16 protein-coding genes and 2 pseudogenes are annotated in these 19,008 nt (G+C 70.1%); 16 read left to right on the top strand and 2 right to left on the bottom strand.

Annotated elements, in window-relative coordinates:
* Positions 1-24: 24 nt before the first annotated feature.
* Positions 25-702 (top strand): annotated as a pseudogene (locus OP79_RS20850) (TylF/MycF/NovP-related O-methyltransferase); the annotation flags it as partial.
* Positions 703-733: 31 nt separating this feature from the next.
* Here OP79_RS20850 and OP79_RS20855 read toward each other — a convergent pair.
* Positions 734-2,938, bottom strand: coding sequence for an MMPL family transporter (locus OP79_RS20855; RefSeq protein ID WP_051744789.1), 2,205 nt, complete (start codon positions 2,936-2,938; stop codon positions 734-736).
* A gap of 134 nt (positions 2,939-3,072) precedes the next feature.
* Here OP79_RS20855 and rpe point away from each other — a divergent pair, with 134 nt between their 5' ends.
* The 7 genes and pseudogenes from rpe to OP79_RS20890 all read left to right on the top strand — a co-directional run bounded on the left by rpe (position 3,073) and on the right by OP79_RS20890 (position 8,287).
* Positions 3,073-3,759 (top strand): ribulose-phosphate 3-epimerase, encoded by a 687-nt coding sequence (gene rpe, locus OP79_RS20860; protein WP_033321808.1) that lies wholly within the window; start codon positions 3,073-3,075, stop codon positions 3,757-3,759.
* Positions 3,760-3,848: 89 nt separating this feature from the next.
* Positions 3,849-4,892 (top strand): sugar-binding transcriptional regulator, encoded by a 1,044-nt coding sequence (locus OP79_RS20865; RefSeq protein ID WP_033321809.1) that lies wholly within the window; start codon positions 3,849-3,851, stop codon positions 4,890-4,892.
* A gap of 128 nt (positions 4,893-5,020) precedes the next feature.
* Positions 5,021-5,374 carry a barstar family protein gene (locus tag OP79_RS20870; protein ID WP_033321810.1) on the top strand — a complete coding sequence of 118 codons (354 nt, stop codon included), beginning with the start codon at positions 5,021-5,023 and terminating at the stop codon, positions 5,372-5,374.
* A 107-nt stretch (positions 5,375-5,481) separates the two neighbouring features.
* Entirely contained in the window at positions 5,482-6,924 is a 1,443-nt protein-coding gene (locus OP79_RS20875; protein WP_033321888.1) for a GuaB1 family IMP dehydrogenase-related protein, read from the top strand.
* 123 nt (positions 6,925-7,047) lie between these two features.
* Positions 7,048-7,443 (top strand): hypothetical protein, encoded by a 396-nt coding sequence (locus tag OP79_RS20880; RefSeq protein WP_033321811.1) that lies wholly within the window; start codon positions 7,048-7,050, stop codon positions 7,441-7,443.
* A 135-nt stretch (positions 7,444-7,578) separates the two neighbouring features.
* Positions 7,579-7,824, top strand: a pseudogene (locus tag OP79_RS20885) (amino acid permease C-terminal domain-containing protein); the annotation flags it as partial.
* A 10-nt stretch (positions 7,825-7,834) separates the two neighbouring features.
* Positions 7,835-8,287 carry an Lrp/AsnC family transcriptional regulator gene (locus OP79_RS20890; RefSeq protein WP_033321813.1) on the top strand — a complete coding sequence of 151 codons (453 nt, stop codon included), beginning with the start codon at positions 7,835-7,837 and terminating at the stop codon, positions 8,285-8,287.
* Between the two features lie 174 nt (positions 8,288-8,461).
* On the opposite strand, the gene OP79_RS20895 is transcribed toward OP79_RS20890, so the two are convergent.
* Entirely contained in the window at positions 8,462-9,199 is a 738-nt protein-coding gene (locus tag OP79_RS20895; RefSeq protein ID WP_033321814.1) for a GntR family transcriptional regulator, read from the bottom strand.
* Positions 9,200-9,454: 255 nt separating this feature from the next.
* On the opposite strand from OP79_RS20895, the gene OP79_RS20900 reads away from it, so the two are divergent.
* From OP79_RS20900 to OP79_RS20935, 8 genes are all read left to right on the top strand, one after another.
* Positions 9,455-10,600: an ABC transporter substrate-binding protein gene (locus tag OP79_RS20900; RefSeq protein WP_033321815.1), complete on the top strand. Its 1,146-nt coding sequence runs from the start codon at positions 9,455-9,457 to the stop codon at positions 10,598-10,600.
* Positions 10,597-11,499: an ABC transporter permease gene (locus OP79_RS20905; protein ID WP_033321816.1), complete on the top strand. Its 903-nt coding sequence runs from the start codon at positions 10,597-10,599 to the stop codon at positions 11,497-11,499. The genes OP79_RS20900 and OP79_RS20905 overlap by 4 nt, the downstream gene beginning before the upstream one ends.
* Entirely contained in the window at positions 11,484-12,359 is an 876-nt protein-coding gene (locus OP79_RS20910) for an ABC transporter permease (protein WP_245685400.1), read from the top strand. Before OP79_RS20905 ends, OP79_RS20910 begins: the two co-directional genes overlap by 16 nt.
* Before the next feature lie 3 nt (positions 12,360-12,362).
* Positions 12,363-13,439 (top strand): ABC transporter ATP-binding protein, encoded by a 1,077-nt coding sequence (locus OP79_RS20915; protein WP_033321817.1) that lies wholly within the window; start codon positions 12,363-12,365, stop codon positions 13,437-13,439.
* Positions 13,436-14,989: an HAD-IA family hydrolase gene (locus OP79_RS20920; protein ID WP_051744790.1), complete on the top strand. Its 1,554-nt coding sequence runs from the start codon at positions 13,436-13,438 to the stop codon at positions 14,987-14,989. The genes OP79_RS20915 and OP79_RS20920 overlap by 4 nt, the downstream gene beginning before the upstream one ends.
* 105 nt (positions 14,990-15,094) lie before the next feature.
* Complete coding sequence (locus OP79_RS20925; RefSeq protein ID WP_033321818.1) at positions 15,095-16,297, top strand: MFS transporter; 1,203 nt, start codon at positions 15,095-15,097, stop codon at positions 16,295-16,297.
* A gap of 153 nt (positions 16,298-16,450) precedes the next feature.
* Positions 16,451-17,239, top strand: coding sequence for a carbon-nitrogen hydrolase family protein (locus OP79_RS20930; protein WP_033321819.1), 789 nt, complete (start codon positions 16,451-16,453; stop codon positions 17,237-17,239).
* Between the two features lie 50 nt (positions 17,240-17,289).
* Positions 17,290-18,984, top strand: coding sequence for a flavin monoamine oxidase family protein (locus OP79_RS20935; RefSeq protein ID WP_033321820.1), 1,695 nt, complete (start codon positions 17,290-17,292; stop codon positions 18,982-18,984).
* Positions 18,985-19,008 lie beyond the last annotated feature (24 nt).

Raw genomic sequence — 19,008 nt, forward strand, 5'->3', positions numbered from 1 at the left:
CAAAGGCAGGAGGCGGCTCCTGGGCCCACATTCCCCGCCGACTACGACGACACGGCCAAGGACATCATCCGGGCCGTTTCTCCCTACACGATGACCTCGCCCGAACGGCTCAATGCCCTGATTCTGGCCACCCGTTACGTCAGTCGGCACAACATCGCCGGCGACATCGTCGAGTGCGGAGTGTGGCGGGGCGGCAGTATGCAGGCGGCCGCCCGCACCCTGCTGAGCCTGCATGACACCGGGCGGCACCTGTACCTCTTCGATACGTTCGAGGGAATGCCGGCGCCGACCGACAAGGACCTTCGCCGGGACGGTGAATTCGCCGGCGATCTGCTCGCCAGACAGGACAGGAGCCGCCCCATCTGGGCGGTCGCCACGCTGGAGGACGTCAAAGAGGGCTTCGAAAGGATTCCGTACCCCGCGGATCGCGTGCATTTCGTCCAGGGGCTTGTGGAGGACACCATTCCCGCAGCGGCCCCCGGGCGGATTTCGATCCTGCGGCTCGACACCGACTGGTACGCGTCGACGCGCCATGAACTCGAGTATCTCTACCCGCGGTTGGTCAGCGGCGGCGTTCTCCTCATCGACGACTACGGCTGGTGGCAGGGGTCGAAATGCGCGGTGGACGAATTCATGGAGAAGACCGGCGCCCGGCTCCTCCTGCTCCGTATGGATGAGGGCCGTATCGCGGTCAAGCCATAGGGCCGGCAGACGGGGCCCGACAGGAGGGGCTCTACTCCGACGGGCCGCCCGGCCGCGACGCCGGTTCCGTGGTGGTGCCCTCGACCGCCGTCGGCGGGGGCGCCCCGCTGTCCTCCCGGGCCAGTCGGTGCGGCCACCACACCTTCGGGCCGACGTCCAGGAACAGGGACGTGACCAGGATCGAGCGGACGATGAACGTGTCGAGGAGGACGCCGAGGGCCACGGCGAAGCCGATCTCCGCGAAGGCCACCATGGGGAGCGTGCCGAGGGCGGCGAAGGTGCCGGCCAGGACCAGGCCCGCCGAGGTGATGACGGCGCCGGTCGCGGCCAGGCCCGTCACCACGCCGGGGCGGGTGCCCTGACGACCCGCCTCCTCGCGGATGCGGGTCGTCAGGAAGATGTTGTAGTCGATGCCCAGCGCCACCAGGAACACAAAGACGAAGAGCGGGAAGTCCGTCGCCTCGCCCGCGTAGTCGAAGAGGTACCGGAACGCGAGCGCACTGATCCCCAGTGCGGCGGCGAACGACAGCACCACCGTGCCGATCAGCAGGAGCGGCGCGATCAGTGCGCGCAGCAGCGCACCGAGGATCAGCAGCACGACCACGAGCACCAGCGGGATGATCAGTATGTTGTCGTGGGTCGTCGCCCTGTCCATGTCCAGCAGAGCCGCCGTACCGCCGCCCACCTGCGCGTCCGCGTCGGGCACCGCGTGCACGGCGTCCCGTACTCGCTCCACCGTCTCCTTCGCGGCCTCGCTGTCCGCGGGCGCGGTCATCGTGGCCTCGAAGAGGACCCTGCCCTCGAACTCCGGCTTCGCGCCGGGTGGCAGGCCCAGGGACTCCGGTACGACACCGGACGTACCGGCGACCGCCTGGCCCACCTCTTCGGCCTGCGCCTGGTTGCTGATGACCACCAGCGGATCGCCGCTGCCTGCCGGGAAGTAGCGCGCGGACACCTCCTGGCCGACGATCGAGTCGGGTTTGTCGGTGAAGGCGTCGGCGTTGCTGAGCCCCTCTGCTCGCATCTGGAGCAGGCCGAGCGACAGCAGCGCGAGCGCCGCCGCCGTGACGCCCCAGATCATGCGCGGGCGGCGGGCGATACGGCGGCCCATGCGGGCCCAGAGGCCGCGTTCGGTCGGGTCGGGCGCGCCGAAGTGCGGGATCACCGGCCAGAAGACCCAGCGGCCGAAGATCACGAGCAGGGCGGGGAACAGGGTCAGCATCGCGAGCAGCGCCACCGCGACGCCGATGGCGGCGACCGGGCCGAGGCCCCTCGTCGAGTTCATCTCGGCGGCGAGCAGGACCAGCATGCTCAGGACGACCGTGGCGCCGGACGCGATCACCGCCGGACCCGCCCGGTGCAGGGCCAGCGCCATGGCCTCGTGGCGGTCCTCGTGGCGACGCAGCTCCTCCCGGTAGCGGGCGACCAGGAGCAGGGCGTAGTCAGTCCCGGCGCCGAACACCAGGACCGTGAGGATGCCCGCGCTCTGGCCGTTGACGGTCAGACCCGCGTTCTCCGCCAGGAAGTAGATCAGCGCCTGCGAGGTGAACAGCGCGACGATCACTCCGAGCAGCGGGACGAGGAGCAGCGTCGGGCTGCGATAGGTGAGCAGCAGCATCACGATGACGACGACCATCGCCGAGAACAGCAGCGTCGAGTCGATGCCCTCGAAGGCCTCGGAGAAGTCCGCGGACGTACCGCCCGGGCCCGTGATGTGCACGGCAAGGCCGTCGCCGCCCTCGCCGACGTCCGCACGGATCGAGTCGACCGCGGGCGCGATCCGCTCCCAGCCCTTCTCGTCCATCGTGATCGGCACGAAGACCTGGGCCGCCCGCGGATCGGCGTCCCGGTCGAACGTCGGGCCCCGCGTCTCCGCCCCGCGGATGCCGTGGTCGCGCAGCGCCTTGAGTTGGCGTACGTCCTCGGAGATCTGCGCCCGGTCCTGTGCCGTGAGGCCACTCTCCCGGGCGTACACGACGATCGCGGGGATCTGCTCCGGCCTGAAGTCCTCGGAGGCCTCCAGGACTTGGGTCGACTCCGCGGATCCTGGCAGCCAGGACGCCGCGTCATTGTCCTGGGCGTCGGTGAGTTTCTGCGCGAACGGCGCCGCGAGGAGCAGCACCACTACCCACAGCGCCACCACCAGCCACTTGGCCCGCGGCCCGCAGACCAGGTGCGCGATGCCTCGCTTCGGCCGGTCTCGTACGTCCTTCTGCCGGTCTCGTACGTCCGTCATGGCCACCCCCGTAGCCGTACGTGGAGCCCGTGGGCGGCCCAGAATGGCACGCCGTCATGGGATGCCGCATGCGCAGAAGGGACTAGATCCGGACCGAGGCGAACAACCCCTCGAGGGCATGGCACGCTTAGAGCATGGCCGTGCAGATCAACCCCAGCATTTTGTCCGCCGACTTCGCTCGCCTCGCCGAGGAGGCCAAGGCGGTCGAGGGGGCCGACTGGCTCCATGTGGATGTGATGGACAACCATTTCGTCCCGAACCTCACGCTCGGTGTGCCGGTCGTAGAGTCCCTGGCGCGCGCTACGGACACGCCGCTGGACTGCCATCTGATGATCGAGGACGCCGATCGCTGGGCGCCTCAGTACGTAGAAGCGGGTGCCGGTTCCGTCACCTTTCATGTGGAGGCCGCCGCCGCTCCGGTGCGGCTCGCCCGCGAGATCCGGGCCAAGGGCGCCCGCGCCTCCATGGCCCTCAAGCCGGCGACGCCGATCGAGCCGTACGAGGATCTCCTCGCCGAACTCGACATGCTGCTGATCATGACCGTCGAGCCGGGCTTCGGAGGCCAGGCCTTTCTCGACATCATGCTCCCGAAGATCCGCCGGACCCGCGAGTTGATCTCCAAGCACGGTCTCGAGCTCTGGCTCCAGGTCGACGGCGGAGTCTCGGCCGAGACGATCGAACGCTGCGCCGAGGCCGGAGCCGACGTCTTCGTGGCGGGTTCGGCGGTGTACGGCGCTTCGGACCCCGCAGAGGCGGTACGTGCATTGCGCAGCCAGGCGGAGGCGGTGATGGCCCGGGCGGCCTGGGCGTGCGGCCACTGAGCCACCGCCAGGCCAAGGGAACGTGAACGCCGCCCATCAGGGCTGATCAAGGACGCCGGATCTGCGAGGATGAACGGCGAATCCAGAGTGTGAACAGCAGTGAGGAGATCGCCGTGTCGGGTATGTCGGCGGGCCGGTCAGCCATGCGGATGGGACCCGCTGAGCTGGTGCAGGCGGCGGCCATGGCCCGCCGCTTTTACCTCGAGGGCAAGTCCAAGATCCAGATCGCCGAGGAGTTCGGCGTCAGCCGCTTCAAGGTGGCCCGGGTCCTGGAGACCGCTCTCGAACGGGATCTGGTGAGGATCGAGATCCGTGTCCCCGCAGAGTTGGACGCGGAGCGCTCCGACGCGCTGCGCGCCCGCTACGGACTCAGGCACGCCGTCGTGGTGGAGTCCCCGGCCGACGCCGAGGAGTCGCCCGACCCGGAGAACCTCGGCGAAGTGGCCGCCGACCTGCTCGGCGAGCTGGTCACCGAGGGTGATGTGCTCGGCCTCGCATGGGGCCGGTCGACCATCCACATGGCGGCGGCCCTCGACCGGCTGCCGCCGTGCACGGTGGTGCAGTTGACGGGTGTGTACGACGCCGGGACGGCCGAGCGCGGCTCGGTCGAGGCCGTACGCCGGGCCGCCCAGGTCTCGGGTGGCGACGCCCACCCCATCTACGCGCCGATGCTGCTGCCGGACGTGGCCACCGCCGCCGCGCTGCGCAACCAGACGGGGATCGCCCGCGCCTTCGAGTACTTCGACAAGGTGACGGTCGCCTGTGTGTCGATCGGTTCCTGGGAGGCGGGCATCTCCACGGTGCACGACATGCTCACCGACGAGGAACGCTCGCACTACGCCTCGCTCGGTGTCGCCGCCGAGATGTCCGCTCACCTCTTCGACACCCAGGGCCGTCGCGTGGGCCGGGACCTGGGGGAGCGGTGCATCACGGTCGAGGCCGACCGGCTGCGGCGTATCCCCGAAGTCGTCGCGATCGCGGGCGGGCAGCGCAAGGCGGCCGCCATCGACGCGGTGCTCCGCTCCGGCCTGGTCACCAGCCTGGTGACCGACACATCGGCCGCGGACTATCTGATGACGACGGGGCCCGCGCCGCGTCCGGCCCTGAACCGGGCCGATCCCGACGGGCCCTGATCCGTCGTCAGCGGCCCGTCAGCGCTCGACCGCTGACGGGCCGCTCTCTTTCCCCGTACGACCCCGTACGAGTTTCCCCTTACGAGTCTTGACGAGTGACGAGTCCTTCGAGGCAGGGCGGTACCGAGATGACGGACGACGTGGCGGACCGCCTCGTGGTCACGCTGGACCTCGCCGGGGTCGCGGACAAGGCGGGCTTCATGGAGCGCTGCGTACGCGCCCTGGAGCTGCCCGACTGGTTCGGCCGCAACTGGGACGCGCTGGCCGACAGCCTCACCGACCGCTCCGTCTGGCCCACGGGCGCCGCCGAGCGCGGCTTGCTGATCGTCGTCACGGGCTGGCGTACGTACGCCAAGGCGCGGCCGGAGGAATGGGAGATCGCGGAGGATGTGTTCGCGGAGGCCGCGGACCGGCTGACGGGGCTTTCGGTGCTGCTCGTGTTGGGAGGATCCCACCAGAGGCCCTCTGACCAGCCTGGATGATCGGCCCGGGCAGGCCGCAACCACCGTCATGGGACAATGAGGTACGTGCTCTTCCCTCGCGCTGATCTGCTCGGGGGCCACTTCTGATCGACTGGGATGTGCAGCACGTGCGTTTCCTCAATGACATCCAGCCCGCATACGACCTGACGTACGACGACGTCTTCATGGTGCCGAACCGTTCCGCGGTCGGCTCGCGGCAGGACGTCGATCTGTCGTCGCCGGACGGCACCGGCACCACGATTCCGCTGGTGGTCGCCAACATGACGGCGATCGCGGGCCGCCGGATGACCGAGACCGTGGCCCGTCGCGGTGGGCTCGTCGTCATTCCGCAGGACATCCCGATCGACGTGGTCACCGAGGTCGTCTCCTGGGTCAAGGGCCGTCACCTCGTCCTGGACACCCCGATCGTGCTGGACCCGCACCAGACCGTCGCCGACGCGCTGGCGCTGCTGCCGAAGCGGGCGCACAACGCCGGCGTCGTGGTGGACGAGGCCGGCAGGCCGGTCGGTGTGGTCACCGACGCCGACCTGGGCGGGGTCGACCGCTTCACGCAGCTGTCCGAGGTCATGTCCCGGGACCTGCTGCTGCTCGACGCGGACATCGACCCGCGCGACGCGTTCAACAAGCTCGACGGTGCCAACCGCCGCTACGCGCCCGCCGTCGACAGGGACGGCAAGCTCGCCGGCATCCTGACCCGCAAGGGTGCCCTGCGCGCCACGCTCTACACGCCGGCCACCGACGCCAACGGCAAGCTGCGCATCGCTGCCGCCCTCGGCATCAACGGCGATGTCGCGGGCAAGGCCAAGCAGCTCCTCGCCGCGGGCATCGACACACTCGTCGTGGACACCGCGCACGGCCACCAGGAGTCGATGATCGCCGCGGTCAAGGCCGTCCGCGGCCTCGACCCGCAGGTACCGATCGTCGCGGGCAACATTGTCGCCGCCGAGGGCGTACGGGATCTGATCGAGGCCGGCGCCGACATCATCAAGGTGGGCGTGGGCCCCGGCGCCATGTGCACCACCCGCATGATGACCGGGGTCGGCCGCCCGCAGTTCTCGGCCGTCCTGGAATGCGCCGCCGAGGCGAAGAAGTACGGCAAGCACGTGTGGGCCGACGGCGGCGTCCGCCATCCGCGCGACGTCGCCATGGCACTGGCCGCGGGCGCGTCGAACGTCATGGTCGGCTCCTGGTTCGCCGGTACGTACGAGTCGCCGGGCGACCTCCAGCACGACGCCAACGGCCGCCCCTACAAGGAGTCGTTCGGCATGGCGTCCGCGCGCGCGGTGCGCAACCGTACGTCGGAGGAGTCGGCGTACGACCGGGCCCGCAAGAGCCTGTTCGAGGAGGGCATCTCGACCTCCCGTATGTTCCTCGACCCGACCCGGCCGGGCGTCGAGGACCTGATCGATTCGATCATTGCGGGCGTCCGCTCCTCCTGCACCTACGCCGGCGCGGGCTCCCTGGAGGAGTTCGCCGAGAAGGCCGTCGTCGGCATCCAGAGCGCCGCGGGCTACGCGGAGGGCAAGCCGCTGCATGCCAGCTGGAGCTGACACGGGTTCCTTCTGTACGTACGGCCGACCTGCACGGCCCCTGTTGTCCCGTCACCGGGAGAGCAGGGGCCGTTGGCGGCAGGCCCTCTTGACGTCAAGATAGCTTGACGGGAGGCTGAGGGCATGACGACACCGCAGAGCATCGAGCCCCAGTACACGCTGCTGACCGCCGTGGCCCGTCTCGACGAGCTGCGGGTCCGGGAGTCTATGGCCGGGGCCGGAAGCGACGAGGAAGCCCTCGACCGCGCCGAGCTCCTCGAACTGCTCGCGCTCAGCGAGGTGGTGGCCCGCAAGGCCGCGTACGGCCGTCAGCTCACCGTCCGCGCGGCCCGCGAGTCGGGCGCCTCCTGGTCGCAGATCGGGGCCGCCCTGGGCACCAGCAAGCAGGCCGCCTGGGAGGCGCACAACCGTTGGATCGACGACCAGGTGGCGGCACACGGGCGGCCCGGACAGATGGGCTTCGACGAGGACGACGTGGCCGAGGCGCGGGCGATCGCGGGGGAGCCGGAGGGATCCTGAGCGCAGGCCGGACGGGCTCCGAGTGGAGGCCGTACGAGGCCTTCGTCGGCTGCCGGCGAGGGCTTGCGCAACGGCCGAAAAGCCCCGCGCAACGAACATGCGCCGAGGGGCACGCTGCTCGCGGCCGGTGCCGTGATCGCCATCGCGCTCGTCAATGTGGCCGTCGTGGTGCTGCGGCGTACGCGGCCCGAGATGCCGTGTGCGTTCCGGGTGCCGTTGTCGCCGGTGCTGCCCGCGCTGGGCTTCGGCTTCTGTGTGTGGATGATGGGCAGTCTCAACACCGTGACCTGGGTCGTCTTCGGGGTCCGGATGGCCGTCGGGCTCGTGTTCTACTTCAGTTACGACTATCGCCGGTCCCGTCTCGCCGCCTCAGAAAAGTGAACCACCCGCAGTGCTGAACGATCTCGACGAACGCATCGTGCACGCCCTCGCCGAGGACGCCCGCCGCTCCTACGCGGACATCGGCCAGGAGGTCGGGCTGTCCGCGCCCGCGGTGAAGCGGCGGGTGGACCGGTTGCGGGCCACCGGGGCCATCACCGGGTTCACGGTTCGGGTGGACCCGGCGGCGCTTGGCTGGGAGACCGAGGGGTTCGTCGAGATCTACTGCCGCCGGAACACTTCGCCCGAGACCATCCAGCGCGGTCTTGAGCGGTATCAGGAGGTTGTGGCCGCGTCCACCGTCACCGGGGAGGCGGACGCTGTTGTGCAGGTTTTCGCTTCTGACATGCGGCACTTCGAGCGAGTGCTGGAGCGGATCGCGGAGGAGCCGTTCGTGGAGCGGACCAAGTCCGTGCTGGTGCTGTCGCCGTTGTTGCGACGGTTCTCTTCCGGGTCTCCTACGTAAGCGCTTCGCGCGAGGTCCGGTGTGCGGCGTGCGGGTCAGTGGGGGCTTGTCGCTCCCCCACTCTCGAATTCTCCCCCAGTGCCTTAAGGGCCTGGGGGGACCCCCAGAGCGGGGGGACCCCCATCGCGGCGGAGCCGCATATGTAACAGCCCCGCGCCCCTCGAAGGGGCGCCCTTACGGAGCGCGCCTCGCCAGTGCGTTGTTGGCTATCGAGTTGTGGACGCTGAACGTCACGGCGTCCGAGCGATAGCGGTCGTCGGACCATTCGACCGGGCGGCCTTCGCGGGTCGTGGTGACTCGGCGGACCCGGAGTAGGGGGCTCGTGCGGCGAATGCCGAGGAGGTCGGCGTCCTGGGCGCCGGCCGCCACCGCGTCGATGACGTGCTCGCCGTAGGCGAAGACGAGGCCTGTGTCCTCGTAGAGGCGCTGGGTGACCGACGGGCAGTCCGGCTCGACGCGTTCCACGGCGGGGGAGATCCAGTCGGCGTACACCGTGCGTTCCAGGAGTACGGGTTCACCATCCAGGCCGCGTACGCGCAGGACGTGCAACACCTGGGTACCGACAGTCAGTTGGAGGCGTACGCAGTCTTCGGGCGTGGCCGGGCGGTACGTCGACGACACCACGTGTCCCGTCGCCTCGCGCCCCATCGCGCGCGCCCACTGGGCGAAGCTGCGCAGTTCCTCGAAGGTCTGGCTGCGGCGGCTGGCGAGGACCACGCGACGCGCGCCCTGCCGGGAACCGATGAGCCCCTCGGAGGTCAGCGCGGCGACGGCCTGGCGGACGGTGCCGCGGGATACTTCGTAGCGGGCCGCGAGGTCGGTCTCGGTGGGCAGTCGACTGCCCACGGTGTACTCCTCGCGGTCGATCGCCCGCCTGAGCTCCTCGGCGATCTCCTCGTGTCGTGCCGCCATACTCCCCCTCTGTGCGCAGGTGTGTACCCCTTGACCAGCCTAGACGAGGATCGGCGGTGACACGTGTGCCCGGCGACTGGCCGGAGAATCAAGGGGCATGGTTTTTCCAGAGTTTACGAACAGGACATCAACGGCGGGCCTACTGAGGCCAACTTGTTCAGACAAGTTCCGCTGACAAGTTCTCAGTCTCGCGTGACTCCTACCTCGCGTGAGCCCTGCCTCGTGTGACCCCTGAGCGCATCCCTGGAGAAGACCGTGACCGTGTCCCTGCCGAGAACAGCCGTCTTCGTCGGCGCTGCCGCACTCGCCCTGAGTGCCTGTGGCGCGGCCCCCGACGATGCGTCCACCACCACCGACGGCAAGAGCGCCGCCACCGCGACCTCGGCCGAGGCCTTCGGCGGCATGGACGCGCTGGTCAAGGCGGCCAAGAAGGAGGGCACGCTGCAGGCGATCGCGCTGCCCCGCGACTGGGCCAACTACGGCGCGCTGATCGACGGGTTCGAGAAGAAGTACGGCATCAAGATCGAGGTCGAGAACCCCGACGGCAGCAGCCAGGACGAGATCAACGCCGTCACCTCCCGCAAGGGCCAGGACCGCGCCCCCGACGTGCTCGACCTGGGCAGCTCCTTCGCGCTGAGCGCCGCCCAGCAGGGACTCCTCGCGCCGTACAAGGTCGCGGACTTCGCCGACATCCCCGAGGGTCAGAAGGACGCGCAAGGCCGCTGGTACAACGACTACGGCGGCTACATCTCCATCGGCTGCGACGCCAAGCGCGTGAAGACGTGCCCGACCACCTTCGAGGACCTCCTCAAGCCGCAGTACAAGGGCCAGGTCGCGCTCAACGGCAATCCCACCAAGTCCGGTTCGGCCTTCGGCGGCGTCTGGGCGGCCTCCCTCGCGAGCGGCGGCTCCTTCGACGACATCCAGCCCGGCCTCGACTTCTTCGCCGAGCTCAAGAAGAACGGCAACTACACGCCCGTCGAGTCGACTCCCGCCACGGTCGAGAAGGGCGAGACGCCGATCAGCATCGACTGGGACTACCTCAACGCCGGGTACGCCGACGAGTTCAAGTCCAAGGGTCTCGACTGGCAGGTCGCGGTCCCGTCGGACGGCAAGTTCTCCCAGTACTACTCGCAGGCCGTCAACAAGGACGCCCCGCACCCGGCGGCCGCCCGCCTGTGGCAGGAGTACCTCTACAGCGCCGAGGGCCAGAACCTCTGGCTCAAGGGGTACGCCCGCCCGGCCCTGATGACCGCCATGGAGAAGGCCGGCACGCTCGACAAGACGGCCGCGGCCAAGCTCCCCGAGGTCTCCGGCACTCCGGAGTTCCCGACGGAGGCGCAGCAGAGCAAGGCCAAGGAGGTGCTCGGGCAGGGCTGGGGCAAGGCGGTCTCCGGGTGACCGCGACCCTCACACGAGTCGACGTGGCGCCGCCGGTCGCTTCTCCGAAGCGGCGGCGCCACGCGCCCGGCTGGCTCGCCGTCGTCCCGCTGCTCGCCTTCGTGGCGCTCGCCTTCGGGATCCCCGCCCTGGCCATGCTGAACGGCGCGTTCACCGTCAAGGACCCGGCCACCGGGGCGACTTCGTACACCACGGCCAACCTGACGGCCTCGCTCAAGGGCGCGTACCTCACCGCCCTGCTCGGCAGCGTCAAGCTGTCCGCAGTCTCGGCGGTCATCTCGGCCGTCCTCGGACTCCTGCTCGCCCAGGCCGTGGTGACCTCCCGCTTCCGCGCGCTGCGCGAGGCCGTACTCACCGCGTCCGGGGTCCTCGCCAACTTCGGCGGCGTCCCGCTGGCCTTCGCGTTCGTCGCCACCCTCGGCAACTCCGGTGTCCTGACGCGGTACTTGGACCTCACCGACAAGGGCTGGGACCTCTACAGCTTCTGGGGGCTGGTGATCGTCTACCTGTACTTCCTGATCCCACTGATGGTCCTCACCATCACCCCCGCCCTCGACGGCCTGCGCGTTCAGTGGCGCGAGGCCGCGCGGAACAACGGGGCCACCGCCGTCCAGTACTGGCGACACGTCGCCCTGCCCGTCCTCGCGCCCTCGCTGCTCGGCGGGTTCGTACTGCTCTTCGGCAGCGCCTTCGCCGCGTACGCCACCGCCGCGGCCATGGTGGGAAGTTCGATCCCGCTGGTCACCCTGCAGATCGCCGACGCCATCTCCGGCAACGTCCTGGTCGGCCAGGAGAACGTGGCGCTCGCCCTCAGCCTCGACATGGTCCTCGTCGCGGGCCTGGTGATGGCCGTGTACCTGCCCCTGCAACGACGGAGCGCGCGATGGCTCGAAGCATGAACACAGCCGCTCGAAGCACGAACGCATCGGCTCGAAGCACGAACAGGTCCATACCCGTACGTCCCTGGCGCGGGCTCGTCCTCGCCGGCGCCGCGCTCTACTTCCTGGTGCCGCTGGCCGCGTCCGTGATTTTCACGGTCGACGTGCCGGGGGAGGGCGTCACCTTCGACGCGTACACCCAGATCTTCGGCACCGACGGCTTCGTCTCCAGTCTGCTGCTCTCGCTGGAGCTGGCCGCCGCGACCATCGCGATCGTCCTGCTGCTGATGGTGCCCGCGATGGTCGCGCTGCGGCTCGGGGCGCCGAAGCTGCGGCCGGTCGTCGAGGTGGTGTGCTCGCTGCCGCTCGTCGTGCCGCCGATCGCGTTCGTCGCCGGGATCGGCACGGTCCTGAAGTGGGGGCCCGAACACCTCTCGCGCACCCCGCTGTTCCAGACGTTCACGGCGATCCAGAACCCCGACTTCCCGTTCGTGCTCGTCCTCGCGTATGTCGTGATGGCGCTGCCGTTCGTGTACCGGGCCCTGGACGCCGGGCTGCGCGCGATGGACGTACGCACCCTCGTCGAGGCGGCCCGCAGCTGTGGCGCGGGCTGGCCGCAGGCGCTCGTACGCGCCGTACTGCCGAACCTGCGCGGGGCGCTGCTCAACGCCTCGTTCCTCACGCTGGCCCTGGTGCTCGGCGAGTTCACCGTCGCCCAGCTGCTCGGCTTCCAGCCGTTCGCCGTGTGGATCGTCAACGTCAGCGGATCGCAGGCCCAGCTCTCCGTCGCCGTGTCCGTGCTCAGCCTGCTGGTCACCTGGGCACTCCTTCTCGCGCTCGCCGGGTTCGGCGGGCGCTCCCGTACCGCTCCCCGGGGATGAACCATGACCGTCACCACGCTGCTTGAGAAGGCCACCGACACCGAGGCGGCCACCGTCGAATTCCGGGGTCTGCGCCGCGAGTTCGGGCCCACCGTCGCCCTCGACGGACTCGACCTGGCCGCACGTCCCGGCGAACTCCTCGCCCTCCTCGGCCCGTCCGGCTGCGGCAAGACCACCGCGCTGCGGATGCTCGCCGGGTTCGAACACCCCGACTCAGGCGAGGTATTGGTCGACGGCGAGGACGTCACGCGCGTCCCGGCCCACCGGCGCGACGCCGGGATGGTCTTCCAGTCGTACAGCCTCTTCCCGCACCTCAGCGCGCTCGACAACGTGGCCTTCGGGCTGCGGATGCGCAAGGTGCGTACGGCCGAACGGCGGTCCCGGGCCGCCGAGTTGCTCGAACTCGTCGGTCTCGGTGACAAGGGCGGCAGCTTCCCCCACCAGCTCTCCGGCGGTCAGCAGCAGCGCGTCGCGCTGGCCCGGGCGCTTGCTCTGCGCCCCCGCGTGCTACTCCTCGACGAACCGCTGTCGGCACTCGACGCCAAGGTACGGCTCAACCTGCGTGAGGAGATCCGCCGGCTCCAGCAGGAACTCGGCATCACCACCCTGTTCGTGACACATGATCAGGAGGAGGCCCTGTCGATGGCGGACCGGGTCGCCGTGATGCGGGCCGGACAGCTCGAACAGTGCGCGGCTCCGGCGGAGTTGTACGGGCGGCCCGCCACGGCCTTCGTCGCGGAGTTCGTCGGGACGATGAGCCGCATTCCGGGGCAGGTGGCCGGCGGGACGGTCGAGGTGCTCGGTCAGCGGCTGCCGGTCGACGGCGAAGCGCCTGCCGCGGCGGAGGTGGACGTGCTCGTACGGCCCGAGGCGGTGCGGGTGAAGGCCGAGGACGCGGGGGACGCCCGAGTCGTCTCCTCCGCATTTCTCGGTGCGGCCACCCGCGTCACCGTCCGGCTCGCCGACGGCACCGAGGTGAAGGCCGACCTGCTGACCCACGAGGCCGCCGCGCTGGGCGCGGGCTCCGCCGTGACCGTCAGCCTGCCGGAGCGTCCGGTCCTGGTCGCCGAACGCGTATGAGAGAGAGTCACGTGTCCCCCCACACCCTCCAGCCCCCTCCCGGGACTCCCCAACAGCCGCTTCAGGCCGTCCTGTTCGACATGGACGGCACCCTTGTGGACACCGAGCGGTTGTGGTGGGAGGCGGTCGAGCAAGTGGCGGCGGGACTCGGCCGTTCGCTCGCGGAGACCGACGAGGGAGATGTGCTCGGGCGGCCCGTCGAGCACACCGCCGAGGTGCTGAGCCGGGCCACGGGTGCCCCGTTCGCCGAGGTCGCCGCGGATCTCCACCGGGAGTTCGCGGTACGGGTGCGCTCGGGTGTCGTGGCCCGGCCCGGCGCTCTCCGGCTCCTCGACGCGCTGGCGGCGGACGGCGTGCCCGCCGCCCTGGTGACCGCGTCCCCGCGTGCGGTCGCGGACCTGGTGGTCGAGGCCCTGGGCGCCGGACGGTTCGCGGTCACCGTCACCGCCGACGACACCCCGCGCACCAAACCCGACCCCGACCCGTACCTCGCCGCCTGCCGCGCCCTCGGCGTCGACCCCGCCACCTGTGTGGCCGTCGAGGACACCCAGACCGGCGTCTCCTCCGCCGAGGCGGCGGGCTGCGCGGTCCTCGCGGTGCCGTCGTTGGCGCCGATCGCCTCCGCGCCCGGGCGGACGGTCCTGGAGAGCCTGGAAGACGTGACTCCCGCACGGCTGCGCGAGATGATCACGCCCCGCGAGCTGCGCGTGATGAGCTGGAACCTCTGGTACGGCGGCACGAAGGTCGCCCACCACCGCGAGAAGCAGCTCAAGGTCATCCTGGAGGCGGGCGTCGACGTGGTCGGCCTCCAGGAGACGTACGGCACCTCCGCCCGCGAACTCGCCGACGCCCTCGGCTGGGAGCACCATCAGGCGGGGGAGAACCTCGGCGTCATCAGCCGGTATCCGATCGTCGCCCGGCTGGGCGCCCCGGACCCCGGCTTCTACGGGGCGACCGGAGTACGGATCCGGCTCGGCGAGCGGCAAGAGGCCGTGCTGTGGAGCGCCCACCTCGACTACACGCCGTACGGCCCGTACGAGGCCTCCTTCGACGGACTTGCCGCGCCCGAGCTCGTGGCCCACGAGGCGGGACGGCTCGGCCAGTTGAGGGAGATCCTGGACACGATGGCCCCGGACCTCGCGGCCCGCGACACCACACCGGTCCTCCTCGTCGGCGACTTCAACGCCCCTTCCCACCTGGACCGCACGGACGCCGAGTGGCCCGTGACCAAGGCCGCCGAGGAGGCGGGCCTGCGCGACTCCTTCCGCGAGGCCCACCCGGACCCGCTCAAGGAACCCGGTGTCACCTGGTCCCCGGTGCACACCGAGCACGAGGACGGCAGCGGCCGCCCGGAGCCGCAGGACCGGATCGACTACGTCCTGTACGCGGGTGACGGGCTGCGCGTGCTCGACTCCCGGACCCTCGTCACCGGCAATCCCCGCCCCTGGCCCGACGTCGAGGACAACGACTGGCCCTCCGACCACGCGGCGGTGATCACGACTTTCTCGCTCACGACTTTTTCGCTGGGCCGGACGGCCGGTCCCGTCTAACATCGGTGCCATGACCTGGCGACATTGATTCACCAGCCGTGCCTCCCGAGGGCCGCCTCGGGCGCTGTACCTCCGGCGTCCGATTCGTCCCTGCGGGAAGGCCTCATGACAATCTCACCTGCGCGTGTGCCCGAGACCACCGGTGTACGGCGGCTCACGGCCACGTTGTACGGCTACGCGTTCCTCGACGACCTCGTCCTGCTCTACCCGGTGTACGCCCTGCTGTTCGCCGACACCGGGATGTCCCTGTGGCAGATCTCCTCTCTCTTCGCCCTGTGGTCGATCACCGGCGTACTGCTGGAGGTCCCCTCCGGTGCCTGGGCGGACGCCTTCTCGCGGCGGACGCTGCTGTGGGTCGGCCCGCTGCTCACCGCCGCAGGCTTCGCGCTGTGGGTGCTCGTCCCGTCGTACGGGGCCTTCGCGCTCGGCTTCGTCCTGTGGGGCGCGGGCGGAGCGCTCGGCTCCGGCGCGCTGGAGGCGCTGGTCTATGAGGAGCTGGACCGGCTCGGCGCCGCCGACCGCTACGCCCGCGTCATGGGCCGGTCCCGGGCGGCGCGACTGCTGGCCACGATGGCGTCGATGGGGCTGGCCGGACCGGTGCTCGCGCTGGGCGGCTACCCGGCCGTCGGCGCAGTCAGTGTCCTGGCCTGCCTGCTGACCGCGGCGTCGGCGACCCGGTTCCCGGAGCACCGGGTGCCGCCGGAGACCGGTGACGACGGCTGGGCGACGACCCTGCGCACCGGCCTCGCCGAAGCACACCGTGACCGTTCCGTGCGCGGCGCTCTGCTGCTCGTGCCGGCCGTCGCCGCGGTATGGGGCGCGCTCGACGAGTACACCTCGCTCCTGATCCGCGACACGGGCGTGGCCGACCAGACGGTGCCCTACTTGCTCTTGCTGGTCTGGGGAGTGGTCGCGGCAGGCAGCCTGCTCACGGGAGCGGCCGAACGCCTCGGGACGACCGGGCTCGCGGCGGTGATCGCGGGCGCCGCGCTCGCCCTCGCCGTCGGTGCGCTGACGCGTACGCCTGCCGGTATCGCCCTCGTCGCCGTCGCCTTCGGCGGCTTCCACCTGGCCGAGGTACTCGCCGAGGTCCGGCTCCAGCACCGCATCGACGACACCCGCCGGGCCACCCTCACCTCCGTCGCGAGCCTGGGCACCGAGCTGGCCACGGTCGCCGTGTTCGGCGTGTACGCGGTCATCGGCGCGCAGGCGGCGCACAGCACGGTGTTCGCGGTGCTCGCCGTGCCGTACCTGCTGACAGCACTGATCCTGCTGGCCAGAGCCTCGACCGCCAAGGTCCGACCGTGAAACCACCCGTGCGCAACGAATCGCCGCCCAGCCCCCGATGTACGCAACGATCCACCCTCAAACGCGCAACAACACCGCCTTGTCCACCCGAAGCCGCCGCCCGTACCGTCGATCTGGCCCTCAGACCTCCTCCGCCCCCGGTGAGGAACACCCATGCGCACCGCCCTGCTCCAGAGCTCCGGACGCCCCGGCTCCGTCGCCGCGAACCTCAAGGTTCTCGACGAGGCCGCGGGGCGTGCCGCCGATGCGGGGGCCGGGCTGCTGGTGGCGCCGGAGATGTTTCTGAGCGGGTACGCGATCGGGGCGGACGTGGGCCGCCTTGCCGAGCCCGCCGACGGGGACGGGGCCGACGCGGTCGCGGAGATCGCCGGGCGGCACGGACTCGCGGTCGCGTACGGCTACCCGGAGCGCGACGGCGAGACCGTCTTCAACTCCGCCCAGCTGATCGCCCCCGACGGCACGCGGCTCGCCAACTACCGCAAGACGCACCTCTTCGGCTGCTTCGAACGCGAGCACTTCACGCCGGGCGACGAGCCGGTGGTCCAGGCCGAGCTCGGCGGCCTCCGCATCGGCCTCATGATCTGCTACGACGTGGAGTTCCCGGAGAACGTCCGCGCCCACGCCCTGGCCGGCACCGACCTCCTGGTGGTCCCCACGGCCCAGATGCACCCGTTCCAGTTCGTCGCCGAGTCCGTCGTACCGGTGCGTGCCTTCGAGAACCAGATGTACGTCGCGTACGTCAACCGGGTCGGTGCGGAAGGGGAGTTCGAGTTCGTCGGACTCTCCACGCTGGCCGGGCCCGACGGATGCGCCCGGGCCCGCGCGGGCCGCGGGGAGGAACTCGTCTTCGGTGACGTGGACCCCGCGTTCCTCGCCGCCTCACGCGAGGAGAACCCGTACCTGAAGGACCGGCGCCCCGGTCTCTACCGGTCCCTGATCTGAAAACCCCGCCACCCCCTGAACAAGCTTTTCGCGCAAGGAGTCCGTACCCCATGACGTCCACCGTGCCCAACGCCGTCGAGCACGCAGACAAGCAGCAGCCGCCGATCACCATGTTCGGCCCGGACTTCCCGTACGCGTACGACGACTTCCTCGCGCACCCCGCCGGCCTCGGCCAGATCCCGGCGACCGCACACGGCACCGAGATCGCCGTCATCGGCGGCGGTCTGTCCGGCATCGTGGCGGCGTACGAGCTGATGAAGATGGGCCTGAAGCCCGTCGTGTACGAGGCCGACGAGATCGGCGGCCGACTGCGGACGGTGGGCTTCGACGGGTGCGATCCCTCCCTCACCGCCGAACTGGGCGCGATGCGCTTCCCGCCGTCCTCCACGGCGCTCCAGCACTACATCGACCTGGTGGGCCTCGAGACCCGGCCGTTTCCCAACCCCCTTGCCGAGGTGACTCCTTCGACGGTCGTCGACCTCAAGGGCGAGTCCCACTACGCCCGCACCATCGACGACCTGCCCGAGGTCTACCGCCAGGTCGCGGCGGCCTGGAACGCCTGCCTCGAAGAGGGCGCCGACTTCTCCGGCATGAACCAGGCCATGCGCGAGCGCGACGTCCCGCGCATCCGCGAGATCTGGGCCAGGCTGGTCGAGAAGCTCGACGACCAGACCTTCTACGGCTTCCTCTGCGACTCGGAGGCCTTCAGATCCTTTCGGCACCGCGAGATCTTCGGCCAGGTCGGCTTCGGCACGGGCGGCTGGGACACCGACTTCCCCAACTCGATCCTCGAGATCCTGCGCGTCGTCTACACCGAGGCCGACGACCACCACCGCGGCATCGTCGGCGGCAGCCGGCAACTCCCGCTCAGGCTCTGGGAACGCGAGCCGGAGAAGATCGTCCACTGGCCGTACGGGACATCGCTCGCGAAGTTGCACGACGGGGGTCCGAAGCCCGCCGTGACCCGCCTGAACCGCACCGCCGGAAACCGGATCACCGTGACGGACGCGAACGGCGACATCCGTACGTACCAGGCGGCGATCTTCACCGCCCAGTCCTGGATGTTGCTCTCCAAGGTCGACTGCGACGACTCGCTCTTCCCGATCGACCACTGGACCGCCATCGAGCGCACCCACTACATGGAGTCGAGCAAGCTCTTCGTGCCGGTCGACCGGCCTTTCTGGCTCGACAGGGACGAAAAAACGGGGCGGGACGTCATGTCGATGACCCTCACCGACCGTATGACACGCGGCACCTACCTCCTCGACAACGGTCCGGACCACCCCGCCGTCATCTGCCTCTCCTACACCTGGTGCGACGACAGTCTGAAATGGCTGCCGTTGTCCGCGAACGAGCGGATGGAGGTCATGCTGAAGTCGCTCGGTGAGATCTATCCGAAGGTCGACATCAGGAAGCACATCATCGGCAGCCCGGTGACCGTGTCCTGGGAGAACGAGCCCCATTTCATGGGCGCGTTCAAGGCCAACCTGCCCGGCCACTACCGCTACCAGCGGCGCCTGTTCACGCACTTCATGCAGGACCGGCTCCCCGAGGACAAGCGCGGCATCTTCCTGGCGGGCGACGACATCTCCTGGACGGCCGGCTGGGCGGAGGGCGCCGTGCAGACCGCGCTGAACGCCGTGTGGGGCGTCATGCACCACCTCGGCGGCCAGGCCGACCCGGCCAACCCCGGACCCGGCGACGTCTACGAAGAGATCGCACCGGTGGAACTGCCCGAGGACTGAGACCGGGCCGGCCGGCGGTTGCCG

The organism is Streptomyces yerevanensis, assembly GCF_000716805.1.
In the GTDB taxonomy this organism is placed as follows: domain Bacteria; phylum Actinomycetota; class Actinomycetes; order Streptomycetales; family Streptomycetaceae; genus Streptomyces; species Streptomyces flaveus.

What these genes read in the sequence shown, in the direction of transcription:
- OP79_RS20855 (WP_051744789.1), bottom strand. Translation starts at nt 2,938, where the DNA reads ATGACGGACGTACGAGACCGGCAGAAGGACGTACGAGACCGGCCGAAG.
- rpe (WP_033321808.1), top strand. Translation starts at nt 3,073, where the DNA reads ATGGCCGTGCAGATCAACCCCAGCATTTTGTCCGCCGACTTCGCTCGC.
- OP79_RS20870 (WP_033321810.1), top strand. Translation starts at nt 5,021, where the DNA reads ATGACGGACGACGTGGCGGACCGCCTCGTGGTCACGCTGGACCTCGCC.
- OP79_RS20880 (WP_033321811.1), top strand. Translation starts at nt 7,048, where the DNA reads ATGACGACACCGCAGAGCATCGAGCCCCAGTACACGCTGCTGACCGCC.
- OP79_RS20895 (WP_033321814.1), bottom strand. Translation starts at nt 9,199, where the DNA reads ATGGCGGCACGACACGAGGAGATCGCCGAGGAGCTCAGGCGGGCGATC.
- OP79_RS20910 (WP_245685400.1), top strand. Translation starts at nt 11,484, where the DNA reads ATGGCTCGAAGCATGAACACAGCCGCTCGAAGCACGAACGCATCGGCT.
- OP79_RS20915 (WP_033321817.1), top strand. Translation starts at nt 12,363, where the DNA reads ATGACCGTCACCACGCTGCTTGAGAAGGCCACCGACACCGAGGCGGCC.
- OP79_RS20920 (WP_051744790.1), top strand. Translation starts at nt 13,436, where the DNA reads ATGAGAGAGAGTCACGTGTCCCCCCACACCCTCCAGCCCCCTCCCGGG.
- OP79_RS20925 (WP_033321818.1), top strand. Translation starts at nt 15,095, where the DNA reads ATGACAATCTCACCTGCGCGTGTGCCCGAGACCACCGGTGTACGGCGG.
- OP79_RS20930 (WP_033321819.1), top strand. Translation starts at nt 16,451, where the DNA reads ATGCGCACCGCCCTGCTCCAGAGCTCCGGACGCCCCGGCTCCGTCGCC.
- OP79_RS20935 (WP_033321820.1), top strand. Translation starts at nt 17,290, where the DNA reads ATGACGTCCACCGTGCCCAACGCCGTCGAGCACGCAGACAAGCAGCAG.